Origin of the sequence: Mycolicibacter senuensis, assembly GCF_002101885.1 — a bacterium.
GTDB classification, from domain to species: Bacteria; Actinomycetota; Actinomycetes; order Mycobacteriales; family Mycobacteriaceae; genus Mycobacterium; species Mycobacterium senuense.
This window is the reverse complement of sequence record NZ_LQPS01000031.1, coordinates 1-24,295: the sequence shown is the minus strand read 5'-3', so window position 1 is coordinate 24,295 and position 24,295 is coordinate 1. Positions and strand designations below refer to the sequence as shown.

Here is a 24,295-nt window from a genome sequence, read left to right as displayed (position 1 = left end):
GCGGGCTGAACGGGGAAATGGCTACACTGGCAACAGCTTGTCGATCACGGCAGCCAACTGCTTGGCTGAGCGACACTCATGCATCGTGATGACGTTCTCATAACGCGGCACCGCCGAATCCCCGCTTCCCCACAGGTGACGAGGTTCCGGGTTCAACCAGTGGGCGTGGCGACTAGCGGTCGCCAGGTGGCTCAGCACGTCGACGCCCGGGTCGCGGTAGTTGGTGCGGCCGTCGCCCAGGACCAGCAGCGAACTGCGTGGCGACACCACACTCGGATACTTCTCGGAGAATGACACGAACGCATTGCCGTAGTCGGAGTGGCCGTCACGGGTGTAGACCCCGGACTCGCGGGTGATCCGCTGAATGGCCACCGCCAGGTCGGCATCGGGCCCGAACAGGTGCGTGACCTCATCGGTGGTGTCGATGAACGCGAACACACGAACGCGCGAGAACTGTTGGCGCAGTGCGTGTACCAACAGCAAGGTGAAGTGGCTGAACCCGGCCACCGAGCCGGACACATCGCACAGCACCACCAGTTCGGGCCGGGCCGGTCGCGGCTTGCGCAGCACCACGTCGATGGGCACGCCCCCGGTAGACATCGAGCGCCGCAGCGTCTTACGCAGGTCGATGGTGCCGGCACGGGAGCGTCGCCGTCGTGCCGCCAGCCGGGTGGCCAGGGTGCGGGCCAACGGAGCGACCACGCGGCGCATCTGCCGCAACTGCTCCCCGGAGGCACGCAGGAACTCGACGTTCTCGCTCAGTTGCGGAATGCCGTACATCTGCACATGTTCGCGCCCCAACTGTTCGGCGGTACGCCGCTTGGTTTCGGCGTCGACGAGCTTGCGTAGTTGCGCGATCCGCTGGGCTGCAACGGCTTTGGCGATCTGCTCCTGAGTGGGGCTGGGCTCGTCCCCGTAGGGGGCGAGCAGTCCTGCCAGCAGCCGCCCCTCCAATTCGTCGAGCTCCAGCGCCTTGAGCGCCTGGTAGGCCGAGTACGACGGACCCCGGCTGGAGCGGTATTGCCCGTAGGCGCCGACGATCGCGGCGATCATCGCCGACAACCGTGCGTCGGTCTCGGCGAGGTCGGGGTTGGCGGTCAGCAGATCGACCAGCATCGCCCGCATCTGCTCGGCGTCCTCCGGAACCGGGATGTCGTCGGCCGACTGCGGTTCCTCCGACACCACCACGGTCCGCCCACCCAGCGCGGCCGGAAACCACAGGTCGAACATGGCGTCGTAGGTGTCGCGATGATCGGGTCGGCGCAGCACCGCACACGCCAGACCTTCCCGCAGCACCTCACGATCACCCAGGTCGAGCGCGGCCAGTACCCGGCCGGCGTCGACGGTCTCCGACGGGCCCACCGAGATCCCCTGGTCGCGCAGCGCGTCGACGAACCCCACCAGGTGTCCCGGGATGCCGTGCGGGGCCAGCGGCTGCGGCGGGCGGGTTTTAGATCTCATCAGCGGACCAGGCCCATCAGTTCAGTCGCAGTTCTCCGGATGCGCGCACCTGGTCGGACTGGTGCTTGAGCACCACCCCGAGGGTGGCCGCAACGGTGGCGTCATCGATGGTGTCCATGCCCAGCGCCAACAGCGTCCGCCCCCAATCGATGGTCTCGGCGACCGAGGGCAGCTTCTTGAGCTGCATGCCGCGCAACACGCCGATGATGCGCACGAGTTCGGCGGCAAGGTGTTCGGGCAGCTCGGGTACGCGGGACAACAGGATGCGCCGCTCCAGGTCCGGGTCGGGGAAGTCGATGTGCAGGAACAGGCAGCGCCGCTTGAGCGCCTCGGACAGTTCCCGGGTCGCGTTGGAGGTCAACACCGTGAACGGTGTCCGGGTGGCGGTGATGGTGCCCAGTTCGGGAACGGTGACCGCGAAGTCGCTGAGCACCTCCAGCAGTAGGCCCTCGATCTCGATGTCGGCCTTGTCCGTCTCGTCGATCAGCAGCACCGTGGGGTCGGTGCGCCGGATCGCGGTCAGCAACGGGCGCGACAGCAGGAACTCCTCGGAGAACACGTCCATCTTGGTGGCGTCCCAGTCGCCGCCCGGGCCGGCAGCATTGCCGGACTGGATACGGAGTATCTGCTTGGCGTGATTCCACTCGTAGAGCGCTCGGGCCTCGTCGACACCCTCGTAGCACTGCAGCCGCACCAGCCCGGCGCCGGTGGCGGTGGCCACCGCACGGGCCAGCTCGGTCTTGCCGACTCCGGCCGGGCCCTCCACCAGCAAGGGTTTGCCCAGCCGGTCGGCCAGGAAGACCGCGGTGGTGGTCGCGGTGTCGGCCAGGTAGCCGGTCTCGGCCAGCCGTCGGGCCACGTCGTCGATGTCGGCGAACAACGAGGCGTGCCGGGCCGGGGTGGCGGGAATGGCGGGCTCTTCCACGGGGTGCGGCTCCTTTAGACGGGACGGGTGTGGCCGTCGCCCCACACGATCCATTTGGTCGATGTCAGTTCCGGCAACCCCATCGGGCCGCGAGCGTGCAGCTTCTGGGTCGAGATGCCGATCTCGGCGCCGAAGCCGAACTGCTCGCCGTCGGTGAACGCCGTGGAGGCGTTGACCATGACCGCCGCGGCGTCGACCTGCTCGCTGAAGCGCTGCGCGGCGGCCATGTTGCTGGTCACGATGGCCTCGGTGTGCCCGGTGCCGTATTCGTTGATGTGATCGATGGCGTCCTCGAGCCCGTCGACCACCGAGAGGGCGATGTCCATCGCCAGGTATTCGCGGCGCAGATCGTCCTCGGCCGCGGCCGCGTCGGCGTCCCCGTGCACCGCAACCCCGGCGGCGGTCAACGCATCCACCAGCCGCGGCAACGCGGACGCGGCGATGGCCTTGTCGATCAGCAGCGTCTCGGCGGCGTTGCAGACGCTGGGTCGACGCGTCTTGGAGTTCAACAGCACCTCTTCGGCGACGTCGAGGTCGGCCCCCTCATGGATGTAGACGTGACAGTTGCCGACGCCGGTCTCGATGGTCGGGACCAGCGCATCGCGCACCACGGCCTCGATCAGCCCGGCCCCGCCCCGCGGAATCACCACGTCGACCAGTCCCCGGGCCTGGATCAGGTGGGTCACGGTGACGCGGTCGGCAGCCGAGAGCAACTGGACGGCGTCGGCGGGTAGGTCCTCGTCGGTCAGGGCCTTGCGCAGCACGTCGACCAGGGCCCGGTTGGAGTGCGCCGCCGACGAGCTGCCGCGCAGCAGCGCGGCGTTGCCGGATTTGAGCGTCAGCCCGAACGCGTCGACGGTGACGTTCGGCCGGCCCTCGTAGACCATGCCGACCACGCCGAGCGGAACCCGCTGCTGGCGCAGCATCAGTCCGTTGGGCAGCGTGTAACCGCGCAGCACCTCACCGACCGGATCGGGCAACCCCGCGACCTGGCGCAGGCCCGCCGCGATCCCTTCGACACGCTGGGGGTTCAGCGCCAGCCGGTCCAACATGGCCTCCGGAGTGCCGGCAGCCCGGGCTGCGGCCAGGTCCTCGGCGTTGGCGGCCAGGATGTCGTCGGCATGGGCCAGCAGTGCATCGGCCGCGGCGTTCAGCGCACTGTTCTTGGCCACGGTGGACAACGATGTCAGCGCACGGGAGGCGATCCGGGCCCGGCGGGCGGCGTCGTGGACCTCTTGGCGCAGGTCGGGAAGTACGGGGACGCTCATCGTCCCAGCGTATCGGCGAACGATGAATCGGGCGAAACGGCCCCGTTCGACGGCGCCGGCCCGCAGCGGCCCCTCCGCTAAGCCGGCACCGCGCGACGCTGGTCGATGATCCGGCCCAACTCCTGCAGCAACAGCGGCTTGGCCATCACCAGGTCCTCGATGTGTTCGCGGTCGATCACCACCGCGGTCACTTCCTCGAGCGCCTGGGCGTCGAACTGGCTGGCCTGCCGGGTCAGCGTGGTGACCCCGAGGAAGGCACCGTGGCGCAGCGTGGCGTCCGGCACCGCAGGATCCTCGGTGGTGAGCCGGACACTGCCCTCGGTCAGGAAGATCATCGCGGTCGGCACCTGGCCGGTTCGCTCCAGGACTTCGTCCGCGCCGTAACGCACCACCGCGGCGTACGGCGCGACGGCCTGCTGGTCGGCGTCGGTCAGCCGCAGCGCAGGGGCCACCACCGTGCGCAGCGCCTCGGCCACCCGTTCGGGTGTCGAGAACACGTCGTCGGAGTCGTCGAGGTGCAGACCCTCCCGGCGAGCGGCATACCAGAGCCATCGCAGGAACGTGGCCTGTGCCGGGCCCTCGTCGTCCGGGGAATCCAGGGCGATCGCGGTCCGGTATTCGCCGCCGCCGAGCGCTACCGAGCCGGGCCCTTCACCGGTGGTTCGCATCGGCAGTGACGTGGCGACCCGCGACAGCAGGGCGCATACCCGGTCGGGCGGGTCGGAGACCGCGAACGTCGTCGTGATCGACACCCGGTGCGCACCGCCGGATCGGCTGACATTGGTGAACGAGGTACCGGCCAGCACCGAGTTGGGGGTGACCTGCAGACCGCCGGCGGTGCTGATGTGCACCGCGCGCCAGTTCACCTCGACGACGCGGCCGCGGGCGGTCGGGGTGGCCAGCCAGTCGCCGATCCGGAACGGCTGCTCGAACAACATGAACAGTCCAGAAACGATCTGGCCGACCGAGTTCTGCAGCATCAGGCCGATGACCACCGAGGTCACGCCCAGCGCGGTGAACAGACCGCCGATCTTGGCGCCCCAGACGTAGGACAGGATCAGCGCCAGCCCGACACCGATCAGCAGGAATCGGGCGACGTCGACGAAGATGGTCGGGATCCGGCCCCGCCAGGAGCCTTTCGGGGCGCTCTGGAAAAAGGTGACGTTCAGCCCGGACAGCAGCAACACCAGCAGCACAAATCCGAACAGGGTGTAGAGGACCCGCACCGTCGGGTCCTGTGCGGGTACGGCGGCCACCTGCGCCAGCAACACCAGCAGCGCACCCAGCGGGAGCAGGTAATTCCGCACCAGCGCTACCGGCCGGGCCAGGTAGCTGCCCCTGCGGGTCAGCGCCACATGCCATTCGGTCAGCAGGATCAGGCCGACCGGAAACCCGGCGGCCACGCCGACCGCCCAGTAGAACCACGGCCCGAGGATGTTCACGTCGGCTCCGACAAACGCCAGGCCTGCTCTTCGGTGTCACCGATGGTCGTGTCGCCGACCGGGGTGAACTCCCCGTCGCCGCCGAGCATGTCGCGCACCGTCGCGGTGACGTAGATGCCGGATTGCGGTGTGCCCCTGCGTAACTCATAGGCGAGGTTGACGGCCGATCCCCACAGGTCGTAGGTGACCCCGGATCGGCCCACCAGACCGCTGACGACCTCGCCGGTGTTGACACCGGCCCACAGGCTCAGCCGGTGACCGGATTTGACGTTGAACCGATCGACGATGCGCTGCATCTCGCATGCGAACTCGACGATGCGGTGCACGCCGTCCAGCCGCGGGGTGGTCAATCCGCAGCCGGCCAGGTAGCCGTTGTACATGGTTCGAATTCGTTCGACTCCAACGACTTCGGCCGCCGCGTCGAATTGCCGGACCAGATCGTCGACGATCGTCACCAATTCGTTCGCGGCCACCTCGCCGGAGAGCTGGTCGATCCCCTGCAGTTCGGCGTAGACGACGCTGACGTTGTGGTGTTCTTCGGCGATGGCCTGCTCCCCGCCGCGGTAGCGCCGCACCACCGACTCCGGCATCAGCGACAACAGCAGCTCGTCGTTCTGTTTGCGCTGCTCGTTGAGCAATTCCTCCTTCGTCCGCAGGCTGCGGCTCATGTCGTTGAAGGCCTTGGTCAGATCGCCGATCTCGTCGGCCGTTCCGCTGGGCACCGCGGCGCTGTAGTCGCCGGCGCTGATCCGCTGTGCCGCGGTCTGCAGCCGCCGGATCGGTCGCAGGAAAAGCCGTGCGAGCAGCATCGCCAGCACACAGATGGCGAAGATGACCCCGGTGGTGGCCAGCACCACCCGCTTGCTGAATGCGGTGACCCCGGCGTACGCGTCGGAGTAGTCCCTGGTCGCCAGGATCGACCACTGTAGGTCCGAGTTGGGGATGGTCAGCGGCGCGTAGGTGGCCAGTTCGCGGTTTCCGAGGTAGTCGTATCCGGTGTTGAGTGTGCCGGTCTGGCCGCGTTGCGCGGCGCTCAGACCCGGGGAGCCCACCGGCTGAACCAGAGTGGTGGTCCCCTGTTTGAGGGCCTTGTCGACAGTGGCGATCGGCGTACCCGCCGCCACCGCTTCGCGGCGGTACCGCTCCGGATCCTCCAGAAACAGCCGCGAGTCGGAACGCATCAGGTCGTCCGGTCCGGCCAGATAGGTCTCGGTGGTGCGCCCGACCTGGGCGGCTTTCCAGTCCCCGTTGGCGGTCATGATCCGGTTGACCTTCGCGCTGGGCAGCGGCAAGGCCAGCACCCCTTCGACGCTGCCCTTGACGCCGACCGGCGACACCAGCCAGGCGGTCGGCGTGTCCAAGCTCGGTTGGTAGGGCTGGTAATCGGTGATCCAGACGAAGTTGACCGCGTTGGAGGCCATCGCCTTGCGGTAGGCCTCACGCAGCGTGGATTCGCGGTACGGGCCGGTCAGCACGTTGGTGCCCAGGTCCACTCCCTTTTTCACCGAGTAGACCACGTTGCCCCTGGCGTCCAGCAGCAGCGCATCCAGGTACTCGTTGCGCTTGACGATCTCGGCGAAAAAGTTGTTGAACTCGGCGTTTGCCGCTGACCAGGCACTGCCGTCACCGGCATCCTCGGGCTTGTCGGACTCCGCGGTATAGCCGGCGGTGTAGTGGGCCTGCAGGTAACGCTGCGCGGTCGACGTCGGCAGCAATGCGGCGATGTCCGCCCGCTCCCCGGTCCATTCGGCCAGCTGCTCGATGAAGCTGTCGCGGTAGTGACCCACGATCGCGCGTTGCTGCTCGGGAGTGACTGTGGCGCGGGCCAGTTCGTCGAAACCCGCGGTGAACGCGTGCAGCGCGTTGGAGGCCATCGCTCCTCCGCTGAAGATGATCAGCGAACTGGTCATCTCTGCGAACAGGCTCGAGACCGCTCGGCGCTGCGCTTCCCGGGCCTGTACCAGCTTGCTCGTCGCCGAACGTTGCAGTTCGGCTGCGCCGTACTGGAACTCGACGAAACCCACCACCGCAACCGAGAGGATGCTGGTCAGCAGCAGAATCAGCATCAGCTTGGTCTGGATGCTGAGCCGAGACGGCAGCCACCGGCGCCGTCGCTCAACGTTCGCGGTGTCGTCCGCGGCTGCCGACGGTGCCGAGTCCACCCGGCCACTCCCTTCCCCGGTTATCAGACGGTTCCCCACCCTAAGCGATGCGCGACATCACCCGGTCGCGAATGCGAAGCTGGACGGCATGGCGACGCAGCTGTGCGTGGTGGGCAGTGTGAATCTCGATACCGTGTTCACGGTGGCGGCGCTGCCCGGTCCGGGCGAGACGGTCCTCAGCTCGGCGTCGAGCACCCATCCCGGCGGCAAGGGCGCCAACCAGGCGGTGGCGGCGGCACGTGCCGGCGCCGACGTCTCGTTCGTCGGAGCAGTGGGTGATGACGACGCCGGTCTGCGGCTGCGCCGGCACCTGCGGGACAACGGTGTCGGCACCGACGGGTTGACGACCGTCGCAGGCCCCAGCGGTTCGGCGGTCATCACGGTGGATCCGGCCGGAGAGAACACCATCGTGGTGGCACCGGGCGCCAACGGCGCGCTGATGCTGGACCCCGGCCAGCGAGACCTGATCAGCGAGGCTCAAGTGGTGCTGCTGCAACTGGAGATTCCGGTCGCCACGGCCACCGCAGCGGCCCGAGCGGCTCGCCGTGCGGGAGCGACCGTGATCGTCAACGTCTCCCCGATCGGTGCCGAGGAATCCGAGCTGTCCGGGCTGATCGATTTGATGGATGTGGCGGTGGTCAACGAGACGGAATCAGCGCAGTTCACCGATCCGGTGCCGCACCGGGTGGTGACGCTGGGAGCGCGAGGCGCCCGCTACCGCGGGGCTGATGGCATCGTCGAGGTGCCTGCGCCGGTGGTGGCCGCCATCGACACCTCCGGTGCCGGCGATGTCTTCGCCGGCGTGCTGGCGGCCGAGTGGCCCAGCGGCAAGGCGCATGCACTGCGCCTTGCCTGTGCGGCCGGGGCGCTGGCGACGCTGGTGCCCGGCGCCGGGGACTGCGGCCCGACCGCCGAGGCCATCGAAGCGGCGCTGACCACCGGCCCGCCGAGTCGCTGACGCCCGGTCCGGCGGGCACCGCCGGGTATTCGCGGTCAGCGGGTCAGACCCGCTGGGCGCGCACCCATTGGATGGTTCCATAGTTCTTGGCCCGGACGCTGCTGAAACCGTGGCTTTCGAGGGTGTCGGCGATCTCGTCGTCGTCGAATACCCGTGCACCGGCCTTGGGCAGCAGCCGCCACATCCGGGAGGCCGATCCTGCGGTGGGCACCATGAGCGCGATCCGGCCGCCGGGCTTGAGCACCCGCCCCATCTCGGCCAGCGCCGCTGCCGGATCGGGGATCAGCTGCAGCACGGCAATCGAGATGACGGCGTCAACGGTGTTGTCGCGCAGCGGCAGTCGCTGTGCGTCGGCCCGTAAGAAGGCGGCCTGTGAGCCGGCCTGCACCCGTACCGCACGCGCCAGCATCGGCTCGGAGACGTCGATACCCAGCGCCAAACCGTCGACGTCCACGGCGCGGGCCAGCGAGGCCGTGATACTGCCCGGGCCGCAGCCGACGTCCAGCGCCACCCCGCCGGTCGGGATGTTCAGCCAGTCGATCGGGTGCTGCCAGGCTTCGAGCAGCCGGCGGCCCAACGCCTGGGCGTTGTCGTAGAACATCGACCCGAACGACGAGGCCCACAGCTTCTGGATGGCACCGGTGTTCTGCTGCGCGCCCGCCTCGCCAGCCCCGTCGAGTAGGTCGAGATAGCCGCGGCTGACCTGCGGGTCGGAGGGCGGATCGCTGAGCAAAGTTATCGCCCGCTGCAACGCCGGTGACAACGGAAACCGTCGAATTTCGGCCATCCTCGGTGCTCCTCCCTAGCCGTGTGGAATCTCCCGTTCGATCTCGTCGAGCCAGATCCGCGCCGACATGTCCGACGGGGCTCGCCATTCCCCTCGCGGTGAGAGGGAACCACCGTGGGAGACCTTCGGCCCGTTCGGCAGCGCCGAGCGCTTGAACTGGCTGAACGAATAGAACCGCTGCGCAAAGACTTTCAGCCAGTGCCGGATGTCCGCCAGAGAATAGGCCTGCCGTTTGTCCAACGGGTACCCGGGCGGCCAAGCCCCTGCTGCCGCGTCATGCCAGGCATGCCAGGCCAAGAACGCGATCTTGGCCGGCGAGAACCCGTAGCGCAACGCTTGAAACAGTGCGAAGTCCTGCAACGAGTACGGCCCCACCTTGTCCTCGCTGCGCTGAATCTCCTCACCGTCGGCCGCCGGTACCAGTTCCGGGCTGATCTCGGTGTTGAGCACCGAGGCCAGTACCGCACACACGTCGGCGTCGAACTCACCGGAGTTGATCACCCAGCGGATCAGGTGCTGGATCAGCGTCTTGGGCACCCCGCCGTTGACGTTGTAGTGCGACATCTGATCGCCCACCCCGTAAGTGGACCAACCCAGCGCCAGCTCCGACAGGTCACCGGTGCCCAGCACGATGCCGCCACGCTGGTTGGCGATCCGGAACAGGTAGTCGGTGCGCAAGCCGGCCTGCACGTTCTCGAATGTCACGTCGTAGACCGCTTCACCGCGGGCGAACGGATGGCCCAGCTCGGTCAGCATCAGCCTCGCGCTGTCACGGATGTCGATCTCGGCGAAGGTCACCCCCAGCGCCCGGCTCAGCGCGGCCGCGTTGGCCTTGGTGCGCTCGCCGGTGGCGAACCCGGGCATGGTGAACGCCAGAATGTCACTGCGTGGCCGGTTCTCCCGGTCCATGGCGCGCGCGGCGACGATCAGGGCGTGGGTCGAATCGAGTCCCCCCGACACCCCGAGGACCACCTTGGGATAGTCCAGGGCGCGCAGCCGCTGCTCCAAACCCGACACCTGGATGTTGTAGGCCTCGTAGCAATCCTGTTGCAGTCGCTGCGGATTCGACGGCACAAACGGAAATCGCTCAACCGTGCGCCGCAGCCCGATATCCCCGGCTGGCGGATCCAACGCGAACTCCACCCGCCGGAAGGACTGCACCGCGTCGCGGTGGTGGCGGCGGTTGTCGTCGAAGGTGCCCATCCGCACCCGCTCCGAGCGCAGCAGCCCGAGGTCGATGTCGGCGACCGAGCGGCGGGCGCCGGTGGGAAAGCGTTCGCTGTCATCGAGCAGCGTGCCGTTCTCCCAGATCATCGTCTGGCCGTCCCAGGCGAGGTCGGTGGTCGACTCCCCCTCCCCGGCGGCGGCGTAGACGTAGGCGGCCAGACATCGCGCCGACGCCGACCGCGCCAACAGACAGCGAACTTCGGCGCGCCCGACGGTGATCGGGCTACCGGAGAGATTCGCCAGCACCGTCGCGCCGGCCAGCGCGGCCTGGGCACTCGGGGGCACCGGCACGAACATGTCCTCGCACACCTCGACGTGCAGCACGAAGCCCGGCAGGTCGGTCGCGGCGAACAGCAGGTCCGGCCCGAATGGCACGTCGACGCCGTCCAGCCGGATCAGCCCGCGCTCGTCGGCGCCGGCGGCCAACTGGCGCCCCTCGTAGAACTCCCGGTAGGTGGGCAGATACGACTTCGGCGCCACCCCGAGGATGCGCCCGCGGTGGATCACCACCGCGGTGTTGTAGACGCGGTGGGCGTAGCGCAGCGGCGCGCCCACCACCAGCACCGACAGCAACTGCGCCGAGGCCGCGACGACGTCGAGCAACGCCGCCTCGACGGCCGCGAGCAGGCTGTCCTGCTGCACGATGTCCTCGATGGAGTAGCCAGACAGCGTGAGCTCGGGAAAGACGGCCAGTGCGACGCCGTCGTCATGGCATTCCCGCGCCAGGCGCCGCACCGACTCGGCGTTGGCGGCCGGGTCGGCGAGCGTGGTCCGGTGCGTGCAGGCGGCAACCCGCGCGAACCCGTGCCGGTAGGCGTTGTAGAACTCCCCAGAATTCTCCATGGCCTCCCATTCTCGCCCGGATGGTGTCAACGCGCAGCTTTCGGGTATCACCCAGGCCATGAGCGATACCGCGGTGGCCGTCATCGACATGCTCAACGCTTACCGGCATCCCGACGCGGCCGAGCTGGCCGACAACGTCGAGAAGATCATCGAACCGCTCGCCGACCTGGTGCAACGCAGTAGGGCCGACGAGCAGATCGACCTGATCTACGTCAACGACAACCACGGCGACTTCACCGCCGGATTCACCGACATCATCAGGTCGGCACTCGAGGGCGACCGCCCGGAGTTGGTTCGCCCCATCGTGCCCACGCCCGACGACCGCACGGTGACCAAGGTGCGACACAGCGCCTTCTATTCCACCCCGCTGGAGTACTTGCTGGGCCGGCTGGGCACCCGACGGCTGATCCTGACCGGGCAGGTCACCGAACAGTGCATCCTCTACACCGCCCTGGACGCCTACGTCCGCCACCTGCCGGTGGTGCTACCGGTCGATGCCGTCGCCCACATCGACGCCGCGCTGGGCGATGCGGCCCTGGAGATGATGTGCCGCAATATGGCTGCCGAACGGTCGACTGCCGCGCAGTGCCTACGCTAGCCGGATGGGCGGAGCCGAACCGACGGTCTGCGACCTGCTGACGCTGCTGGCGGGCCGGCGGACTGCGGTGCTCACCGGCGCCGGCATCTCCACCGACTCGGGCATTCCGGACTATCGCGGCCCGGATTCCCCACCGAGCAACCCGATGACGATCGCTCAATTCACCGGCGATCCGGCTTTCCGTCAGCGCTACTGGGCGCGCAACCACCTCGGCTGGCGACACATGGCCGGCGCCGCACCCAACGCCGGGCACACGGCGCTGGCCGCACTGGAAGCGGCCGGCGTCGTTACCGGGGTGATCACCCAGAACGTCGACCTGCTGCACACCCGGGCGGGCAGCGGTCGTGTCATCGACCTGCACGGCAGTTACGCGACGGTGGTCTGCCTGAGGTGCGGGGCCGCCATGAGCCGGGCTTCGCTGGCCGAGCAGCTGGAGGAGCTCAACCCCGGATTCCTCGGCCGAACCGGTCATCTCGGTGCCATCGCGGTAGCCCCGGACGCGGACGCCGTGGTGACCGACACCGCGTCCTTCCGCTTTCTCGACTGCGGTCATTGTGGCGGGATCCTCAAGCCCGACATCGTCTACTTCGGCGAGAATGTTCCCAAGGACCGGGTCGCCCAAGCCTATTCGGTGGTCGACGAGGCCGAAGTCCTGCTGGTGGCGGGTTCCTCGCTGACGGTGTTCTCCGGTTACCGCTTCGTCCGTCACGCGGCGGCGCGTGGTATTCCGGTCGCCATCGTCAACCGGGGCCCCACTCGCGGCGACGACGTGGCGGACATCAAGTTCGACGGGAGCTGTTCGGCGGCGCTGACCGTGTTGGCCGCTGAGCTGATCGGCGTGATTTCACCCCGGTAGACCCCGTCGGATAGGGCACGATATTCGGCGTGAAACAGCGCCTCACCTCCGATCAGCGCAACTCTTTCCTGGCCGCCCTGCTGGGGTGGTCGATGGACGCCTTCGACTACTTCATCGTGGTGTTCGTCTACGCCGACATCGCCAAGACGTTCGGCCATACCAAGACCGAGGTCGCGTTCCTGACCACCGCCACACTGGTGATGCGTCCGGTCGGGGCGCTGCTGTTCGGGTTGTGGGCCGACCGCGTCGGCCGGCGACTGCCGCTGATGGTGGACGTGATCTTCTACTCGACGGTGGGGTTCCTGTGCGCGTTCGCGCCCAACTTCACCGTGCTGGTGATCCTGCGCCTGCTCTATGGCATCGGTATGGGCGGCGAATGGGGGTTGGGCGCCGCCCTGGCGATGGAGAAGATCCCGCCGGAGCGACGTGGCTTCTTCTCCGGGCTACTGCAGGAGGGCTATCTGTTCGGCTATCTGGCTGCCACCTTGGCCTCGCTGCTGGTGAACGACTGGCTGGGGCTGTCCTGGCGCTGGTTGTTCGGGCTTTCCATCCTGCCGGCGATGATCAGTCTGCTGATTCGCTACCGGGTTACCGAATCCGAGGTGTGGCAGGCCACCCAGGATCGAATGCGGCTGACCCGCACCAGGATTCGTGATGTTTTCACCAACGCGAAGGTCATCCGCCGGTTCTGCTATCTGGTGTTGTTGATGACGGCGTTCAACTGGATGAGCCACGGCACGCATGACATCTACCCGACGTTTCTGAGCTCGGACGACGGTGCGGGACTGTCCCATGTCACGGCGAAGTGGATCGCGGTGATCTACAACATCGGCGGCATCATCGGCGGGCTGATCTTCGGCTCGCTGTCGCAGCGGTTGGGCAGGCGCTACGCGATCATCTGGGCCGCGGTGATGGGCCTGCCGATCGTGCCGCTGTTCGCGCTGTCGCACAGCGCGGGCATGTTGTGCCTGGGATCGTTTTTGCTCCAGGTCTGTGTGCAGGGCGCCTGGGGCGTGATCCCGGCGCACCTGACCGAGATGTCGCCGGATGCGATCCGCGGCTTCTATCCGGGCGTGACCTATCAGCTGGGCAATCTGCTGGCCGCGTTCAACCTGCCGATCCAGGAGCATCTGGCGGCCTCCCACGGCTACCCGTTCGCCCTGGTCGTCACGGTGGTGCCGGCGCTGATCGCCGTCGTGGCGCTGACTGCGGTCGGCAGGGACGCCACCGGACGACATTTCGGTCCGAGCTTGACACCGCCGCCCTTGCCCGGTTGACGGTCGCCGCTGCGGACGCCGTCGAAGATGCCTGGCCGTGTCTTCCCCGCCGTCGACCCCGGCGGGCCCGGCACCGCCGTCAGAAGGTGCAGGGCATGGCGCGGACGCCATGGATGAAGCTGCCCGCCACGTACTCCGGCTTGCCGGCCTCGATGCCCGGCAACTCGCGGAGCAGCTCGGTGAACATGGCGCGCAGTTGGGCGCGCGCCACATGGGTTCCCAGGCAGTAGTGCTGGCCGCCGCCGCCGAAGCCCACGTGCGGGTTGGGGTCGCGGCTCAGATCCAACCGGTCCGGTTGGTCGAACACCGTCTCGTCCCAGTTCCCGGACGCATAGAACATCGCCACCTTGTCGCCGGCCCGGATGGTCTGGCCCCCGAGTTCGTAGTCGGTTGCGGCGGTGCGCCGGAAGGTCATCACCGGCGTGGCATAGCGAATGAATTCCTCGACCGCCATCCCGATGCGCCGGTCGAAGTCCTCGAGCAGCCAGGCTCGTTGCTCACCGAAGTCGGTGAGCGCCTTGAGGGCGTGGCTGGTGGTTTGCCGGGTGGTGTCGTTGCCGGCCACGCACAGCAGCACGAAATACGCCGAAATCTCGGCGTCGGTGAGCCGGTCGCCGTCCACCTCGGCATTCACCAGGCTGCTGAACAGGTCGTCGCCGGGCTGCTCACGACGCTGCGCGGCCAGCGTGCCGGCAAGCTGATGCAGATAACCCACGCTTTCGAACATCACCTCCATCGCGCTGCGGCCGCCGAGACACACCGGGTCGTTGGCGGTCACCAGGGCGTCTGCGGCGTGGGCGACCTGCGCCCGTTCGGAACCCGGGATCCCCATCATGTCGGCCAGTGTCCGCAGCGGCAGTTCCTTGGCGCAGTACTCGACGAAGTCGGCTCCGCTGCCCGCAGCCTTCAGCTCTTCGACGATCGCCTTGGCGCTCGCCTTGATCGAGCCCTCGATGCGCCGGACCTGGCGGGGGGTGAACGCGGCGGTGGCCAACTTGCGCAACGTGGTGTGCCGGGGCGGGTCCATGGCCAGGAAGGACTGCGTCGTTTCCAGCAGCTCGGCGGGGATGTTCTCGAACTGCACGCCCTTGCCCGACAGGAACACCTCGTTGGTGCGGCTCACCGTGACGATGTCCGCGTGCCGGGTGACGGCCCAAAAACCGGGATCGTCGGGATCGTCCAGCATGGCGTCTTCGACCGGCGGGTGCCAGCTCACCGGACGCTCGGCGCGCAGAACGGCGTAGGACCGTTCCCGCTCGGCAGCGGTGCTGGACCAGAAGGCGCGCGACGACAGATCGACGGGGTCGTAGCTGCGGGCGGAGGGCGACGGCGCTGACATGGATTCCCCTTTGCTATGACGACGATCACACGCGCTTTGCCAACGCTACGTCTAGACAGATTGTCTAGTCAAGATGTCTGCACAACCGCTACGCTGAGCGGTGTGGGATCGGTGACTCGCAAGCCCCCGGCCAGCCGCCAACAGCGGCGTGGGGAGATCGAACGTCGCCTGCTCGACGCCACCGAGCGGCTGATGAGCGCAGGCACCAGCTTCACCGAACTCAGCGTGGACCGGCTCACGACCGAGGCGGGGATGTCGCGCGCCAGCTTCTACATCTACTTCGAGGACAAGGGCCATCTGCTGCGCCAGCTCGCCGGTCAGGTCTTCGGCGATCTGGCCTCGGGGGCCGAACGCTGGTGGGAGGTGGCAGGGCGTCGCGATCCCGACGATGTGCGCGCCGCGATGACCGCGATCGTCGCCAGCTATCGACGACACCAGCCGCTGCTGATCGCGCTCAGCGAGATGGCCGGCTACGACCCGCTGGTGGCGGCCACCTACCGGGAGTTGCTGACCGGCATCTCCGGCCGGGTGGCGCGGGTCATCGAGGACGGCCAGGCCGACGGTTCCATTCGCCGCGCCCTGCCCGTCGCCGCCACCGCGAGCGCCCTGACATGGATGGTGGAGCGAGCCTGTCAACAGAATCTACCGGCGCGGGACGCCGACTACGACGCTGAACTCGTCACGGCGCTAACCGAAGTCGTCTGGGGCGCGCTGTATCTGACGCCCACCGGAAGGTAGACCGGGCACTACCGCGCGATCCTGCCCTTCCAGGCCGAGCGGTCATAGGAGTTCTCGATCTTGTGACGCTGGCGTTCGCGCCTGGTGGCGAACAGCGCCGTGAGGCGGCAGATCGGGGGCACGCGCGTCGGGGACAGCATGTAGGTGACGTTGCCGCGGCCGACGCGGAGGTTGTCCGGGCTGTCGAGATCGAGCCGGAAGTAGTTGTTGTGCACGACCAGCAGACCCAACAGGGCGTTGCTGACGGCCAGCGAATCGACCCGTGCGGCAGGCAGATTGGGGAAATCGGCCATGCCGTCGTACTGGCGGCACACGTCGGTCACCGAAAACGGGGTGGCCACCGGTACGCCGACACCGCCGTAGTCGGGCAGCGTCATGAACTTCACCAGCCCGCGGTCGGCCTGGTAGACGCCGTGGAAAGGCTGCTCAGGATTGGCCAGCAGCAGAAACGACACCTTGTCGACGGGGACCGGCGAGGTCGGCCCGTGCTCGCGCAGCCACTTGCAGGCCACCTGCGCCCCCATGCTCACGCCGTAGACCAGCACGTCGTCGGCGTCGGGGCATCCGTCGAAGTGCGCGGTCAGCATGTCGTCGAGCGTCTGCGCACCTCTTTCCACCGCGCGGACCGCCGGGACATACCGCAATCCGTCGAAGTAGGTGTTGGGGTACTTGACCTTCCGGATTGTCTTGCCCCTGGTGACGGCGCCACGACACATGAACCGCAGAAACCCGCTCCATCCCGCCCCGTCGATGGTGAAAACGGTGCTCATCGCGGTGTCCTACACCGCCACCAGGTCGTCGGCGTGGACGACGGGGCGGCGCGCATCCGGCGCCAACTCGACGGTGGAATGACCGATCATGGCCGCCAGTTCCGTTGCGTCGTAACCGACGACACCACGAGCCACCACCGACGCGTCCGGGCCACACAGTTCGACCACGTCGCCGCCGTGGAATCTGCCCGATACCCCGGTGATGCCGGCCGCCAACAGTGAGCGCCGCCGTTGCAACACCGCCTCGACCGCACCGGCGTCGAGCGTCAACGTGCCCGCCGTGTCCGCGGCGTGCCGTACCCAGAACTTGCGCGCCGACAACCGTTGCGGCCGTGGCGCGAACACGGTGCCCACCGATGCGTGCGAGAGGGCCGCGGCAGCGTCGGCAGCGGCAGCCAGCAACACCGGGACGCCGGCGTCGGCGGCCAGCAACGCCGCCGACAGTTTCGACACCATCCCGCCGGTGCCCAGGTGACTGCTCTCCCCGGCCACCACGCCGGTGAGGTCGTCGGGACCGCGCACCTCGGGGACCAGCCGGGCCGGCCCTTTGCGGGGGTCGGCGTCGTAGAGCCCGTCGATGTCGGAGAGCAACACCAAGGCATCGGCGCCGACCAGGTGCGCCACCAGCGCCGAGAGCCGGTCGTTGTCGCCGAACCGGATCTCGTTGGTGGCCACGGTGTCGTTCTCGTTGACGATCGCCACCGCGTGCAGTGCCCGGAGCCGGTCCAGGGTGCGGGCGGCGTTGGTGTGCGACACCCGCATCGAGACGTCCTGGGCGGTGAGCAACACCTGCCCGACGGTCCGGCCGAACCGGCCGAATGCTGCGCTCCAGGCGTTGACCAACGCCACCTGGCCCACGCTGGCGGCAGCCTGCTTGGTGGCCAGGTCCGCGGGCCGCTTCGATAAGCCGAGCGGCTCCAGCCCGGCGGCGATCGCGCCCGACGACACGATCACCACGTCCGAGCCGGCTGTCATCCGGGCCTCGATCGCCTCGGCCAGCCCGGCCAGCCGGTCCGCGTCGAACATGCCGTTGTCGGCCGTCAGCGCGGTGGTGCCGATCTTGACGACGACGCTGCGTGCCGTGCGGATCGCCTCTCGGGCCGTGCCGGTCATGCCTCGTCCGACTGCTCGCGACGCTGCTTGCGCGCGCTCTTGCGTTCGGCGGCACCGACCCGGTCGGTGCGCTCCAGCCGGCTGTCGGTGCCCCGCCCGGACAAGGTGACGTCCACGCCGGCCGGCGTGGCCGGCTCCCAGTCGAACGTCATCTCCCCGATGGTGACCGCGCAGCCCGGCGTGGCGCCCAGCCGCAGCAGCTCGTCCTCGACCCCGAGCCGCGCCAACCGGTCACCCAGATAGCCGATCGCCTCGTCGTTGTCGAAGTTGGTCTGGTGCACCCAGCGCTCCGGGCGCGACCCGCGCACGATGAAACCGCCGTCGCCGTCGGGCGCCACGCTGAACCCGGTCTCCCCCGCGGGTATCGGCCGGATCACCGGCCGGCGGGCCACCGGTTCCGGCTGCGCGGCACGATAGGCCGCCACCATCTCGGCCAGCGCGAAAACCAATGGCCGCAGGCCGTCCCGGCTCACCGTCGACACCATGAACACCGGCCAGCCGCGCTCGGCCACGATGTCGTCGCGGACGAACTCGGCCATCTCCCGCGCCTCCGGCACGTCGATCTTGTTGAGCACCACCGCCCGCGGCCGGTCCACCAGGTCACCCAGCGCCGAATCCCCTTGCATGGTGGGCGTGTAGGCGGCCAGTTCGGCTTCGATCGCCTCGATGTCGGAGAGCGGATCACGGCCCGGCTCTGCGGTTGCACAATCCACAATGTGCACCAGTACCGCGCACCGTTCGATGTGCCGCAAGAAGTCCAGGCCCAGTCCGCGTCCCCCCGAGGCGCCCGGGATCAAGCCGGGCACATCGGCGGCGGTAAAGGTGTTGTCCCCGGCCGAGACCACGCCCAGGTTCGGCGCGAGCGTCGTGAACGGGTAGTCGGCGATCTTCGGCTTGGCCGCCGAGATCACCGACACCAATGCGGATTTGCCCGCCGAGGGAAACCCGATCAGGCCCACATCGGCGACGGTCTTGAGTTCCAGCGTGAGGTCGCGGGTCTCGCCCTTCTCCCCCAGCAGCGCGAATCCGGGCGCCTTGCGGGCCCGCGACACCAATGCCGCGTTGCCCAATCCGCCGCGCCCGCCGGCGGCGGCTTCGAAACGGGCGCCCGCACCGACCAGGTCGGCCAGCAGCCGGCCGTGCTCGTCGAGCACCACGGTGCCGTCGGGCACCTTGATCTCCAGGTCGGAGCCGGCAGCGCCGTCCTTGTTGCTGCCCTGGCCCTGCTTGCCGGACGCGGCCTTGATGTGCGGCCGGAAATGGAAGTCCAACAGGGTGTGCACGCCCGGGTCGACGACCAGCACGACACTGCCGCCGCGACCACCGTTGCCGCCGTCCGGGCCGCCCAGCGGCTTGAACTTCTCCCGGTGAATCGACGCGCAGCCGTTACCCCCGTCGCCGGCGCGCACATGGATGACGACGCGGTCGACGAACCGGGACATCGAGCTTTCCTCTCACCCAACCCACACACCGAGCGTGCAACCACTGCGAAGTTTGTCGCCCATTTTCGCAGTCAGTGCACGCATCCGGCGCGGGGCCGGTTGGTTAGCTCTCGACGCGGGCGACAGGAACGATGTTGACGGTCTTGCGGCCGCGCTTCAGGCCGAACTCGACCGCACCGGGCGCCGTGGCGAACAGGGTGTCGTCCCCACCGCGCCCGACGTTAGTGCCGGGATGGAAATGAGTACCCCGCTGCCGCACCAGAATCTCGCCGGCCTTGACGACCTGGCCGCCGAACCGCTTGACGCCGAGACGCTGCGCGTTGGAGTCGCGCCCGTTGCGTGAGCTGGAAGCGCCCTTCTTGTGTGCCATCTCGTTCGCTCCCTACTTGATGCCGGTGACCTTGAGCACGGTCAGCTGCTGACGGTGCCCCTGCCGCTTGTGGTAGCCGGTCTTGTTCTTGAACTTGTGGATGCGGATCTTGGGGCCCTTGGTGTGCTCGAGCACCTCGCCGGTGACCGCGACCTTCGCCAGCTTGCCGGCGTCGGTGGTGACGGTGGTGCCGTCCACGACCAGCGCGACCGGCAGCGAGACCGACGATCCCGGCTCTGAATCGAGCTTCTCGACCTTGACCACGTCACCGACGGCAACCTTGTACTGCTTGCCGCCGGTCTTGACGATTGCGTACGTCGCCATCGTTGGTGTCTACCTCTACTTCTCGAGTACTTCTCGGGTGCCGCTCACAGCGCACGCCATCGGGACTTGCGCAGGTGGGTGGGGTTCTGTCGGCCGAGCCGGGTTAATTCCGCCTGGCGACAACTGGTCTAGGGTACTTGACCAGCGACTAAGGGGTCAAACCGGCCTCGCCTACCCCGCGCGGTGCCCTTTCTCAGCTCGGCGGCCCCGCCGGCCGGGCCGCCGCCCGGCGCCGTCGAGGACGTTCGTAGGGCGCCGCGGCTGCCAGGGTGTCCCGGCCGGCCTCGTCGTCATCGGTGTCGTCGTCGGACTCGTCTGCCTCGTCGATGACGTCCAGATCGTCGTCGTAGTCGTCGTCATCGTCGTCGAGGTCGACTTCGACCTCTTCATCGGTGTCGTCGCCGTCGTCGGTGTCGTCGCTGTCTTCACCGTCGTAGGTGTCGTCGGTGTCCTCACCGTCGTAGGTGTCGTCGCTGTCCTCGGCGAGCGCGGCGCCGGTCACCTGCGGCTCCTGCTCGACGGCCGACTGCTGCTCCCCGGCCGCCGACTCCGCGGTGGCCTCGACCTCCGCGCCGTCGTCGGACTCGTCGTCGCCGCGGTCACTTGCCGCGGCCATGGCCTTGAACATCGGGTGGTCACCGGGGGTGTGCGCCGGAACCTTGGCCACGACCGGCTCGTCGACCTTGGGCTTCTTCGATCGCCTGCTGCGGCGGCCGGCCGGTTCGGACCTACGTCCCGGCGCGGCCGAGTCGACCGGGTCGGCGTGCACCATGATGCCGCGTCCGGCGCAGTGCTGACACGACGACGAAAAGGCCTCGATCAGGCCGGTGCCCAGCCGCTTGCGGGTCAGCTGTATCAACCCCAGCGACGTCACCTCCGAGACCTGGTGGCGAGTGCGGTCACGGCCCAGTGCCTCGGTCAGCCGGCGCAGCACCAGGTCGCGGTTGGATTCCAGCACCATGTCGATGAAGTCGATGACGATGATGCCGCCGATGTCGCGCAACCGCAGTTGCCGCACGATCTCCTCGGCGGCTTCCAGGTTGTTCTTGGTCACCGTCTCCTCGAGGTTGCCGCCGGATCCGGTGAACTTGCCGGTGTTGACGTCGACGACCGTCATGGCCTCGGTCCGGTCGATCACCAGCGTGCCGCCCGAGGGCAGCCAAACCTTGCGGTCCATCGCCTTGGCCAACTGCTCGTCGATGCGGTGCACGGCGAACACATCCGGCCCGGACTGCCCCTCCGGACCTTCGGGAACCTGGTAGCGGGTCAACTTCGACACCAGTTCGGGCGCCACCGAACCCACGTAGTCGTTGATCGTGGCCCAGGCGTCGTCACCGGACACCACCAGCTCGGTGAAGTCCTCGTTGAACAGGTCCCGGATCACCTTGACCAACACATCGGGCTCTTCGTACAGCGCCACCGCCGCGCCGGCTGCCTTGTTCTTGGTTTCGGCCGCGGTGGCCTCGATCTGGGTCCAGCGTTCCTGGAGGCGTTCCACGTCCGAGCGGATGTCTTCTTCTTTGACACCCTCAGACGCGGTGCGGATGATCACGCCGGCGTCGGGGGGCACCACCTCGCGCAGGATCTCCTTGAGCCGTTGCCGCTCGGTGTCGGGCAGCTTGCGGCTGATCCCGGTCGACGACGCGCCCGGCACGTACACCAGGTAGCGGCCAGCCAGCGACACCTGCGTGGTCAGCCGGGCGCCCTTGTGCCCGATCGGGTCCTTGCTGACCTGCACGACGACATAGTCGCCGGGTTTGAGCGCCTGCTCGATCTTGCGGTTGGTCCCACCGAGGCCGGCGGCCTCCCAGTTGACCTCGCCGGCGTAGAGCACGCCGTTGCGGCCCCGGCCGATGTCGACGAAGGCGGCCTCCATCGATGGCAGCACGTTTTGCACGATGCCCAGATAGACGTTGCCCACCAGCGACGTGGAGGCGGCCGAGGTGACGAAATGTTCGACCATCACGCCGTCTTCGAGCACGGCGATCTGGGTGTAACGCGCGCCGGTGTGCGGCGGCTCGGTGCGGACGCGGTCACGGACCACCATCCGGCGTTCGACGGCCTCGCGGCGAGCCAGGAACTCGGCTTCACTCAGGATCGGCGGCCGGCGGCGCCCGGCGTCGCGACCATCGCGGCGACGCTGCCGTTTGGCCTCCAGCCGGGTCGAGCCGGTGATGCCCTGGATCTCGTCGTCCGACGAGCTCTTCTCGTTCTTGGTGCTCCTGGTGGTCTTCCGCGGGGCCCGTTCGTGTACGACGGTGTTCGGCGGGTCATCGCTTGACCCGGTGTCCTCGTCATCGCCGTTGCCGGTCTTGCGCCGACGCCGGCGGCGCCGACGTCGGCTGCCCGTCTCGTCGGCCGCATCACCGTCGTCGTCACCGGTGTCCTCGGCGTCCGAGTTCTCGCCGGACTCCGCGGCCGAATCGTCGTCGTCGCCGTCGTCGTCGGCGTCGGCGTCGGTGTCTGCCCCGTCGTCCGAGGCTGCGCCGTCGGAGCCGCGGCCCCGGCCGCGACCGCGCCGACCGCGGCGGCGACGCCGATTGGCGGGGCGGTCCCCGTTCTCGTCGTCGCTGTCGGAGCCGAGGTCGTCGTCATCATCGGACCCGGCGTCGGCCTCCTGGGGCGCCGGCGGCTCGAACGTGACCGGTTGCGGCGCCACGAACAACGGCATGTAGTCGACCCGCGTGTTGGCCGCCTCCGGAGCCGTCTCCAGCAACAGCCGCGACTCCGGCTCGTCGGCCGCGTCCCCGGGTTCGCCGGACGCCTCCGCGGTGGGCGATTCGGTGGGCGATTCGGTGGAAACCAGCAGGTCGCGAACGCGGACCGCCTCGACGCGGTCCACGCTGGAGTGGGCGCTGCGTGCCCGTCCGTCCAGCTCGATCAGCGCGTCGAGAACCCGCTTGCTGGTGGTGCCCAGAACCCGCGCCAGGGAGTGGACCCGCAGCCGGTCCGGCAGCCCCTCCTGCTCGGTCGGCACCGCTGATACGTCTGAAAAAGGGCTCTTGAAAAGCGACGAATCTGCCACGTATTCTCCTCAAGCCCCCGGGCGCGTCGCTTACGACGCGGCCACGCGAGGGCTTCTCGTTATTCGCCCGGCTCACTTCCCCGGGCTTGTGGTGGTCTCGCTCCGAGGGGCTCGGGTGGAACCGACTCGGTGCCTGGCTGAATGAGGACCGGCGATCGGCGCCGCATCACATCTCGCGACCGTCGCACTCACCTAAGTCTTCATTCGGGTGTCGGACACCGGTCCGGTGACGTTCACCCAGTGGCCAGTATCCCACACAACCGGACCGAGCCGCGCGAAAGGCATTAACTCCGAGGTCAGGCCAGTGTCATCGGAGACGTCGGCGACGACGGCTTCAAGTCGGGAAACCACAGCGCGATCTCGCGTTCCGCCGACTCCGGGGAGTCGGAGCCGTGCACCAGGTTGAACTGGGTCTCCAGCCCGAAGTCGCCCCGGATGGTGCCGGGCGTGGCCTTGGCCACCGGGTCGGTACCGCCGGCGAGCTGCCGGAAGGCCTCGATGGCCCGCGGCCCCTCCACCACGGCCGCGACCACCGGCCCGGAGGTGATGAAGTCCAGCAGCGAGGCGAAGAACGCCTTGCCTTCGTGTTCGCCGTAGTGCTGCCGGGCCACCGCCTGCTGGACCGGCCGCAGTTCCAGCGCCGCCAGCGTCAGGCCCTTCTTCTCGATCCGGCTGATGATCTCGCCCACCAGCCGGCGGTTCACGCCATCCGGCTTGATCAGCACCAAGGTCCGCTCAGTCATGAAGCGCCGCTCCTCATCCATCGCTCCGTGTCCCTCGCCGCCGCGCGGCCGGGTACTCCACCGGTCATCGCCAGCGGCACGGGCGACAGCGTACCGAATCGCCGCCCGGCCACCAGCGCCACCGACACGCTCCGCCTCGCTCCGCTCCGCCTCGTCACTGGCGGTGCCGATACGCCGCTCCTCAGCCTCGCTCCGCTCCGCCTCGTCACTGGCGGCGCAACACCTCCGCACGGAAGTGCGCGATCAGTCCCCACACCGTGGCGAACACCAGCCCCATGATCCCGACAGCCGGATAGACCACGAAGCCGGCGATCAGCACCAGTTGCAGCGCCAGGTTGGCCCAGATCGCCCAGGGCCGGCCCTGGATACCGGTGAACAGCAGCAACAGCAGCGCCAGACCCAGCAGGTAGGTCAGCGACACCGGCGAGAGCCCCCCGCCGACCACATGGACCACCGGCAGCGCCAACAGCACCACGATCGCCTCGAGGATCAGCGTCGCCGCCATCACGCCGCGGAAGCCGCGCCATGGATCGGGCGCCGCCGTGGGGTCGCTCACTGGTCTACCTTCCTGAGGTCATCGCTTCTGGATGAAGCGTTGATGCACCCGAGGTGCCACCAGGTCACTGC

General features: G+C 68.4%; 21 protein-coding genes. 5 read left to right on the top strand and 16 right to left on the bottom strand.

Going from position 1 to position 24,295, the window contains the following annotated elements; translation table 11 throughout:
* Positions 1–21: 21 nt before the first annotated feature.
* From AWC24_RS07515 to AWC24_RS07495, 5 genes are all read right to left on the bottom strand, one after another.
* Positions 22–1,461, bottom strand: a complete 1,440-nt coding sequence (locus tag AWC24_RS07515) for a vWA domain-containing protein (RefSeq protein ID WP_085083533.1) — start codon at positions 1,459–1,461, stop codon at positions 22–24.
* Positions 1,462–1,477: 16 nt separating this feature from the next.
* Positions 1,478–2,386 (bottom strand): AAA family ATPase, encoded by a 909-nt coding sequence (locus AWC24_RS07510; RefSeq protein WP_085083531.1) that lies wholly within the window; start codon positions 2,384–2,386, stop codon positions 1,478–1,480.
* A gap of 14 nt (positions 2,387–2,400) precedes the next feature.
* Positions 2,401–3,654, bottom strand: a complete 1,254-nt coding sequence (locus tag AWC24_RS07505) for a glutamate-5-semialdehyde dehydrogenase (RefSeq protein WP_085083529.1) — start codon at positions 3,652–3,654, stop codon at positions 2,401–2,403.
* Between the two features lie 77 nt (positions 3,655–3,731).
* The gene (locus AWC24_RS07500) at positions 3,732–5,096 is read right to left on the bottom strand and encodes a mechanosensitive ion channel domain-containing protein (RefSeq protein ID WP_085083527.1); all 1,365 of its coding nucleotides are present in this window, start codon (positions 5,094–5,096) and stop codon (positions 3,732–3,734) included.
* Complete coding sequence (locus tag AWC24_RS07495) at positions 5,093–7,285, bottom strand: adenylate/guanylate cyclase domain-containing protein (protein ID WP_407663449.1); 2,193 nt, start codon at positions 7,283–7,285, stop codon at positions 5,093–5,095. Before AWC24_RS07495 ends, AWC24_RS07500 begins: the two co-directional genes overlap by 4 nt.
* A gap of 61 nt (positions 7,286–7,346) precedes the next feature.
* On the opposite strand from AWC24_RS07495, the gene AWC24_RS07490 reads away from it, so the two are divergent.
* Positions 7,347–8,216: a ribokinase gene (locus tag AWC24_RS07490; protein WP_085083523.1), complete on the top strand. Its 870-nt coding sequence runs from the start codon at positions 7,347–7,349 to the stop codon at positions 8,214–8,216.
* Between the two features lie 43 nt (positions 8,217–8,259).
* On the opposite strand, the gene AWC24_RS07485 is transcribed toward AWC24_RS07490, so the two are convergent.
* Positions 8,260–9,003 (bottom strand): class I SAM-dependent methyltransferase, encoded by a 744-nt coding sequence (locus tag AWC24_RS07485; protein WP_085083521.1) that lies wholly within the window; start codon positions 9,001–9,003, stop codon positions 8,260–8,262.
* Between the two features lie 15 nt (positions 9,004–9,018).
* The gene (locus AWC24_RS07480; RefSeq protein ID WP_085083519.1) at positions 9,019–11,073 is read right to left on the bottom strand and encodes an NAD(+) synthase; all 2,055 of its coding nucleotides are present in this window, start codon (positions 11,071–11,073) and stop codon (positions 9,019–9,021) included.
* Positions 11,074–11,131: 58 nt separating this feature from the next.
* On the opposite strand from AWC24_RS07480, the gene AWC24_RS07475 reads away from it, so the two are divergent.
* Genes AWC24_RS07475 through AWC24_RS07465 form a run of 3 tightly spaced genes read left to right on the top strand, consistent with a single transcriptional unit; the run spans position 11,132 to position 13,804 of the window.
* Entirely contained in the window at positions 11,132–11,671 is a 540-nt protein-coding gene (locus tag AWC24_RS07475; protein WP_085083784.1) for a cysteine hydrolase family protein, read from the top strand.
* A gap of 4 nt (positions 11,672–11,675) precedes the next feature.
* Positions 11,676–12,527 (top strand): NAD-dependent protein deacetylase, encoded by an 852-nt coding sequence (locus AWC24_RS07470; RefSeq protein ID WP_085083517.1) that lies wholly within the window; start codon positions 11,676–11,678, stop codon positions 12,525–12,527.
* A gap of 29 nt (positions 12,528–12,556) precedes the next feature.
* Positions 12,557–13,804, top strand: coding sequence for an MFS transporter (locus AWC24_RS07465; protein ID WP_085083515.1), 1,248 nt, complete (start codon positions 12,557–12,559; stop codon positions 13,802–13,804).
* Positions 13,805–13,883: 79 nt separating this feature from the next.
* On the opposite strand, the gene AWC24_RS07460 is transcribed toward AWC24_RS07465, so the two are convergent.
* On the bottom strand, positions 13,884–15,143 hold the full coding sequence (locus AWC24_RS07460) for a cytochrome P450 (RefSeq protein ID WP_085083513.1): 1,260 nt from the start codon (positions 15,141–15,143) through the stop codon (positions 13,884–13,886).
* A 102-nt stretch (positions 15,144–15,245) separates the two neighbouring features.
* Here AWC24_RS07460 and AWC24_RS07455 point away from each other — a divergent pair, with 102 nt between their 5' ends.
* A complete protein-coding gene (locus AWC24_RS07455) occupies positions 15,246–15,881 on the top strand; it encodes a TetR/AcrR family transcriptional regulator (protein ID WP_085083511.1) in 636 nt (211 codons plus the stop codon).
* 8 nt (positions 15,882–15,889) lie between these two features.
* Here the strand turns inward: AWC24_RS07455 and AWC24_RS07450 are convergent, their stop codons facing one another.
* The 8 genes from AWC24_RS07450 to AWC24_RS07415 all read right to left on the bottom strand — a co-directional run bounded on the left by AWC24_RS07450 (position 15,890) and on the right by AWC24_RS07415 (position 24,173).
* Complete coding sequence (locus AWC24_RS07450; RefSeq protein WP_085083509.1) at positions 15,890–16,651, bottom strand: PE-PPE domain-containing protein; 762 nt, start codon at positions 16,649–16,651, stop codon at positions 15,890–15,892.
* Positions 16,652–16,660: 9 nt separating this feature from the next.
* Positions 16,661–17,764 (bottom strand): glutamate 5-kinase, encoded by a 1,104-nt coding sequence (gene proB / locus AWC24_RS07445; protein ID WP_085083507.1) that lies wholly within the window; start codon positions 17,762–17,764, stop codon positions 16,661–16,663.
* Positions 17,761–19,206: a GTPase ObgE gene (gene obgE, locus AWC24_RS07440; protein WP_085083505.1), complete on the bottom strand. Its 1,446-nt coding sequence runs from the start codon at positions 19,204–19,206 to the stop codon at positions 17,761–17,763. Before obgE ends, proB begins: the two co-directional genes overlap by 4 nt.
* Before the next feature lie 103 nt (positions 19,207–19,309).
* A complete protein-coding gene (rpmA, locus tag AWC24_RS07435) occupies positions 19,310–19,576 on the bottom strand; it encodes a 50S ribosomal protein L27 (protein ID WP_085083503.1) in 267 nt (88 codons plus the stop codon).
* 12 nt (positions 19,577–19,588) lie between these two features.
* The gene (rplU, locus tag AWC24_RS07430) at positions 19,589–19,900 is read right to left on the bottom strand and encodes a 50S ribosomal protein L21 (protein ID WP_013828400.1); all 312 of its coding nucleotides are present in this window, start codon (positions 19,898–19,900) and stop codon (positions 19,589–19,591) included.
* A gap of 193 nt (positions 19,901–20,093) precedes the next feature.
* Positions 20,094–22,925, bottom strand: coding sequence for a ribonuclease E (rne, locus tag AWC24_RS07425; RefSeq protein ID WP_407663429.1), 2,832 nt, complete (start codon positions 22,923–22,925; stop codon positions 20,094–20,096).
* Between the two features lie 296 nt (positions 22,926–23,221).
* Positions 23,222–23,668, bottom strand: a complete 447-nt coding sequence (gene ndk, locus AWC24_RS07420) for a nucleoside-diphosphate kinase (protein ID WP_085083782.1) — start codon at positions 23,666–23,668, stop codon at positions 23,222–23,224.
* 205 nt (positions 23,669–23,873) lie between these two features.
* Positions 23,874–24,173, bottom strand: coding sequence for a DUF4233 domain-containing protein (locus tag AWC24_RS07415; RefSeq protein WP_234807293.1), 300 nt, complete (start codon positions 24,171–24,173; stop codon positions 23,874–23,876).
* Positions 24,174–24,295 lie beyond the last annotated feature (122 nt).

Bases quoted from the DNA above. Each gene is read 5' to 3' on its own strand.
- AWC24_RS07490 (WP_085083523.1), top strand. From the start codon at position 7,347: ATGGCGACGCAGCTGTGCGTGGTGGGCAGTGTGAATCTCGATACCGTG.
- AWC24_RS07475 (WP_085083784.1), top strand. From the start codon at position 11,132: ATGAGCGATACCGCGGTGGCCGTCATCGACATGCTCAACGCTTACCGG.
- AWC24_RS07485 (WP_085083521.1), bottom strand. From the start codon at position 9,003: ATGGCCGAAATTCGACGGTTTCCGTTGTCACCGGCGTTGCAGCGGGCG.
- ndk (WP_085083782.1), bottom strand. From the start codon at position 23,668: ATGACTGAGCGGACCTTGGTGCTGATCAAGCCGGATGGCGTGAACCGC.
- rpmA (WP_085083503.1), bottom strand. From the start codon at position 19,576: ATGGCACACAAGAAGGGCGCTTCCAGCTCACGCAACGGGCGCGACTCC.
- obgE (WP_085083505.1), bottom strand. From the start codon at position 19,206: ATGTCCCGGTTCGTCGACCGCGTCGTCATCCATGTGCGCGCCGGCGAC.
- rplU (WP_013828400.1), bottom strand. From the start codon at position 19,900: ATGGCGACGTACGCAATCGTCAAGACCGGCGGCAAGCAGTACAAGGTT.
- AWC24_RS07505 (WP_085083529.1), bottom strand. From the start codon at position 3,654: ATGAGCGTCCCCGTACTTCCCGACCTGCGCCAAGAGGTCCACGACGCC.
- AWC24_RS07450 (WP_085083509.1), bottom strand. From the start codon at position 16,651: ATGAGCACCGTTTTCACCATCGACGGGGCGGGATGGAGCGGGTTTCTG.
- proB (WP_085083507.1), bottom strand. From the start codon at position 17,764: ATGACCGGCACGGCCCGAGAGGCGATCCGCACGGCACGCAGCGTCGTC.
- AWC24_RS07415 (WP_234807293.1), bottom strand. From the start codon at position 24,173: ATGGCGGCGACGCTGATCCTCGAGGCGATCGTGGTGCTGTTGGCGCTG.
- AWC24_RS07470 (WP_085083517.1), top strand. From the start codon at position 11,676: ATGGGCGGAGCCGAACCGACGGTCTGCGACCTGCTGACGCTGCTGGCG.
- AWC24_RS07515 (WP_085083533.1), bottom strand. From the start codon at position 1,461: ATGAGATCTAAAACCCGCCCGCCGCAGCCGCTGGCCCCGCACGGCATC.
- AWC24_RS07480 (WP_085083519.1), bottom strand. From the start codon at position 11,073: ATGGAGAATTCTGGGGAGTTCTACAACGCCTACCGGCACGGGTTCGCG.
- AWC24_RS07460 (WP_085083513.1), bottom strand. From the start codon at position 15,143: ATGTCAGCGCCGTCGCCCTCCGCCCGCAGCTACGACCCCGTCGATCTG.